Source organism: Runella sp. (assembly GCF_027484545.1).
Classification (GTDB): Bacteria; Bacteroidota; Bacteroidia; order Cytophagales; family Spirosomataceae; genus Runella.
This window is the reverse complement of record NZ_JAIXST010000172.1, coordinates 1-4,944: the sequence shown is the minus strand read 5'-3', so window position 1 is coordinate 4,944 and position 4,944 is coordinate 1. Positions and strand designations below refer to the sequence as shown.

The window sequence follows — 4,944 nt, the reverse complement described above, 5'->3', positions numbered from 1 at the left end:
CTCTTAAAGCGAGAGCCGACTGAAATGAGTTTGGCTCGTAAGCGAAAGAAAGCCGCTCGCGACGATGCTTACCTTAAAACCCTGTTAAACCAACTTAACACTTGATGCAATCACCCTATTAGATAAGTGTTTTTCTTGACTTCAAAGTAAATAATTCCGTAATTAGGCATTTCTCTGAAACCTTTATTTGCCATTACACTTCCTCTACACATTCCCAATGAGCTGTCGACTGACAAAAGTTGAACTTTCTTGCTATAAAATACTCATTATAAATGCGTTACAATCATTGCATGTAACTTTGCCTCTAAATAGTTATTCTACCCAAATTCAATCGAATGGGTAGATCTTGCTCTCTTTACAGTCTTTAAAGAAATCACAATACGCCGCTTAAAATGACATTTTGTTATGTACCTGTAAGCGTATTATTTTGTATCAAGTGTACTCAATAAAGAAATAATATGCCGTTAGATTTATCAGATATTCTTGTCATTGGAGTTTCTACCCGCGCTTTGTTCAATCTGGAAGCTGAAAACCAAGTTTTTAATAAAAAAGGCGTAGTGGAGTTTAGAAAATACCAATTAGAGCACGAAGAAGCCCCTTTAGAGCCCGGTACGGCGTTTCATTTAGTGCAAAGCTTGCTGGAACTCAACAAACAGGCAAATAAACGCATAATTGAAGTAATCGTCATGTCGCGCAATAGCCCCGAAACGGGTATTCGGGTGCTGAACTCCATTCGGACGTTGAATCTGGACATTACCCGGGTGGCGCTTTCGGGCGGGGAGCCGCTGGCTCCTTACATTGATGCTTTTGACGTAGACCTGTTTTTGTCGAAAGATGAAAAAGACGTTCAAACGGTGATTGATTCCAAGGTCTGTGCTGCTGCGTTGATCTATGCCCCGCCTACGGCCTTTAACCCTCAAGACAATCGAGTTAAAATTGCCTTTGATGCCGACGCCGTGCTCTTTTCGGATGAATCAGAACACCGCTACAAAACCGAAGGAATGGCGGCTTTTCACCAATACGAATCCGAAAACGAAAATATTCCTCTCCGTGAAGGCCCCTTTGCCAATTTGTTAATTAAACTTTCCAAAATACAGTTGCAGTTTCCCACGGGCATTGAACTGTCGCCTCTGCGGTTGGCCATTGTTACGGCTCGCAATGCTCCTTCTCACATGCGGGTCATCAAGACGCTGCGGCATTGGGGCGTATATGTCGATGAAGCCTATTTTTTGGGCGGTGTTTCCAAAGATAAGGTCTTACAGGCTTTTGGAGCGCATATTTTCTTCGACGATCAGGAAACGCATTTAGAACCCGCCAGTAAAATTGTACCTTCGGGCAAAGTCCCTTATACGAGTGATTCGCCTATGAAATTGATTACCAACGCATGAACATCGCCCAAATAGAAGCTAATTTACAGCAACTTTTAGCCAATTTTCACCAAGATACCGCATCGGTCTTTATTTACGATTTGCTCCTTGCCTACGGTACGCCCAAAAGCTCCATTGTCCGGTTGCAACAGGGAGGGTTGAATCTTTCCAAAAACGAAGGCGAAATTGCGTGGAAGAAAAAGCTATTCTACAAAACCGTGGCCCCGGAGCAGGATGTGCATGAAGTGATCGAACGCCTGAAAGCCGACGACAACACCGCCAAATACGACCCGCGTTTTATCGTCGTGACCGATTTTGAAACGCTGTTGGCTCTCGACCGCAAAAACGCCGATACGCTCGACGTGCCCCTGCGCGAGTTGGCCAAACACTTCGATTTCTTTTTGCCCTGGACCGGCATGGAAAAAGCCACCCACCAAAACGAAAATCCCGCCGACGTCAAAGCCGCCGAGCGCATGGCGAAGCTGTACGACGAAATCAAAAAAGATAACCCGACCGATACCGCCGGGCAGGTTCATAACCTTAACGTGTTTTTGAGCCGCCTGCTGTTTTGCTTTTTTGCCGAAGACACGGGTATTTTTGAAAAAGGACAGTTTACCAACGCCATCGGGAGCCACACCCAGCCCGACGGCAGCGATTTGCACACCTATCTTGATACGCTCTTTGAGGTGATGAACACGCCTCGCTCAAACCTTACAGGTTTTAAAAACCTGCAAGGTTTAAACAACTCCCTGCCGGCGTATCTGGAGGCGTTTCCGTACGTCAACGGAGGGTTGTTTCGCAACCGCCACCACGCGCCGGTATTTACCCGCCGCAGCCGACAGGCCATCATCGACAGCGGGGAGTTGGATTGGGCGGCCATCAATCCGGATATTTTCGGGAGTATGATTCAGGCGGTGATCACGCCCGAGCACCGGGGCGGCATGGGAATGCACTACACCTCCGTGCCCAACATCATGAAAGTGATTGAGCCACTGTTTCTTAACGACTTGTACGAAGCGTTTGAAGCGGCTAAGGGCAATCTCAAAAAACTGAACGAACTCCTCAAACGCATTTGGAACATCAAGATTTTTGACCCCGCCTGCGGCTCCGGCAACTTCCTGATCATTGCCTACAAAGAGCTCCGCAAACTGGAAATGCTGTTGTTTAAGGAAATTGATTTGGTCAATAAATCGTACAGCACGCAGTTTTCGGGCATTTCATTATCGAATTTTTACGGCATTGAGTTGGACGATTTTGCGCACGAAGTGGCTACGCTGAGCCTTTGGCTGGCCGAACACCAAATGAACCAAGCCTTTTTTAAAGAATTTGGCCGCGCCAAACCTGCTTTGCCCCTCAAAGAAACCGGCAACATCGTACACGGAAACGCCTGCCGATTGGATTGGGAGGCCGTTTGCCCCAAGAAACCCGAAGACGAAATTTACATCTTGGGAAATCCGCCTTATTTGGGAGCAAGGGTGCAGGATGCCAAGCAAAAAGCTGATTTAGATTTTGTTTTTAAAGGTTTTGCTAAATATAAAGATTTGGATTACATCGCCTGCTGGTTTTATAAAGGGGGATTATTTATTCAGAATGCAAATGCCAAATTTGCGTTTGTTTCCACTAATTCCATTTGTCAAGGTGAGCAAGTGGCACTTTTGTGGCCAATTATATTCGGTTTAAATGTTAATATTGCTTTTGCTCATACTTCGTTTAAATGGACAAATAATGCTAAGGCTAATGCAGGAGTAACGGTTATAATTGTGGGAATGGCACCTAATGATAGAAAAGGTCAAAAGGTGTTATTTACAGGAACACTAAGCCGAAAAGTTGAAAATATTAGTCCATATTTAACAGTTGGAAGGACTATTTATGCTGAAAGAAGATCCATACCACTCACTAATTTCCCTCATATGCCCAAAGGTAATATGCCTTACGATGGTGGAAATTTAATTTTGTCAGCTGAAGAAAAAGTAAGGTTAGTTTCAGAATATCCCAATACTCATGTACTATTGAAACGTTTAGTTGGGTCTTTGGAATTTATAAATGGTATTGAAAGATGGTGTTTGTGGATTAAAAATGCTGATTTAGATTTTGCATACACCATTCCTCAAATAAATCATCGCTTAAATGAGGTAAAAAAAGTACGTTTGCAGAGTAATGATGCAGGAGCTAATAAGCTTGCAAGTAGACCCCATCAGTTTCGTGAAATCAATGAAACGATTAGTCACTCTATCGTTATTCCATCTGTATCATCAGAAACAAGAGAATACATTCCCATTGGTTTTATCGGTAATGATACAATTATTACCAATTTGGCTTTCGCCATTTATGAAGCTCCTGCATGGCTTTTCTCCGTTCTCACCTCGCGTATGCACATGACGTGGGTTCGTGCGGTTTGTGGCAGTTTAGAAACACGAATTCGTTATTCTTCTACTTTGGGATACAATACCTTTCCCTTTCCCCTCATTTCCGACAATCAAAAGCAGGAATTGGAGAAGCAGGTATATCGGATTTTGGATGAGCGAGAGTATCATTCGGAGAAAACCCTCGCTCAACTCTACGACCCCGAAAAAATGCCCGCCGGCCTGCGCGAAGCCCACCGCCTCAACGACCTCGCCGTGGAGCGCATGTACCGCAGTCGCCCGTTTGAGAGCGATGAAGAGCGGCTGGAATATCTCTTTAAACTCTACGAGCAGATGATAGCGGAAGAACAAACGCGCGGAACGCTGTTTGAGGCCGAAAGCAAAGCCAAAAAGAAGAAAAAATGAGGGCAAATTGGCTGAAACAAGGCGTTGGGTGTATGTTCAAAAAAAAGCAAAATAGAAGTAAATTTGAAAACAAAACTTATAACCTTTTGATAATTAGTGATATATGCTTATTTTTAATTAAGTAAATAATAAGTAACTAGAAATAAATCAAAGGAAAAAACGAATAACAAAAGTGACAACGTCCAATTGGGCAACAGGCTGTTGCCTAATTTACTGTGCTTTATAAGAAAACGAAAATGCCTGATAACGTGTTGATTATGAACAAGGTTTTGAATAAATAGAAAGGGAATGAAAGATCTTACCAATTCGGCCATTGACCGCCAGAATGTATTGAATAACAATACAGCCATCAAAGAAATATACGATCAATTGGGATTCATAGGAATTCAATTTGAGGGTAAGTATCGCTATACACTTGCCCAAGTGGCAAAGTTCTACGATGTGGATGTTCGTACTATAAAACGGCTACTCGAAGAGTACAATGAAGAGCTTAAAAACTCAGGATATGAGTTATTTGCAGGACTAAAGCTAAAACAGTTTAAAGACAAACTATTTCAACTGAGGGACATGGATGTCCCTCAGTTGATGCAAGATGATGATAATGAGTCGATTGGTTTGAGAGCGACTATGCCTTTATGCCTTTGTTGGTGTTTTCACCAACAAACTTTCTACCTTTCAAAAACGGAGACTTGTTGGTGAAAGGTAAATAGAAATCAGTAAGGCTAAAATAAACCGATACCCCTATGCCGCCATACTATATTCAATTTTTTACTGCCACGATATTCTGTTGGAAAAAACTATTGCAACCT

At 43.0% G+C, this 4,944-nt stretch carries 3 protein-coding genes; all 3 read left to right on the top strand.

Annotation, left to right across the window (positions count from 1 at the left end; all coding sequences use genetic code 11):
- Nucleotides 1–458 precede the first annotated feature (458 nt).
- The 3 genes from Q0081_RS16475 (at nucleotide 459) to Q0081_RS16465 (ending at nucleotide 4,834) form a co-directional block, all read left to right on the top strand.
- The gene (locus Q0081_RS16475; RefSeq protein ID WP_298355435.1) at nucleotides 459–1,388 is read left to right on the top strand and encodes a 5'-nucleotidase; all 930 of its coding nucleotides are present in this window, start codon (nucleotides 459–461) and stop codon (nucleotides 1,386–1,388) included.
- A complete protein-coding gene (locus tag Q0081_RS16470; RefSeq protein ID WP_298355433.1) occupies nucleotides 1,385–4,135 on the top strand; it encodes a DNA methyltransferase in 2,751 nt (916 codons plus the stop codon). Before Q0081_RS16475 ends, Q0081_RS16470 begins: the two co-directional genes overlap by 4 nt.
- A 288-nt stretch (nucleotides 4,136–4,423) precedes the next feature.
- Complete coding sequence (locus Q0081_RS16465) at nucleotides 4,424–4,834, top strand: hypothetical protein (protein WP_298355431.1); 411 nt, start codon at nucleotides 4,424–4,426, stop codon at nucleotides 4,832–4,834.
- The last annotated feature ends 110 nt before the right edge of the window (nucleotides 4,835–4,944 follow it).

Excerpts from the sequence above, each read along its gene's own strand:
- Q0081_RS16475 (WP_298355435.1), top strand. The coding sequence starts at position 459 with ATGCCGTTAGATTTATCAGATATTCTTGTCATTGGAGTTTCTACCCGC.
- Q0081_RS16470 (WP_298355433.1), top strand. The coding sequence starts at position 1,385 with ATGAACATCGCCCAAATAGAAGCTAATTTACAGCAACTTTTAGCCAAT.
- Q0081_RS16465 (WP_298355431.1), top strand. The coding sequence starts at position 4,424 with ATGAAAGATCTTACCAATTCGGCCATTGACCGCCAGAATGTATTGAAT.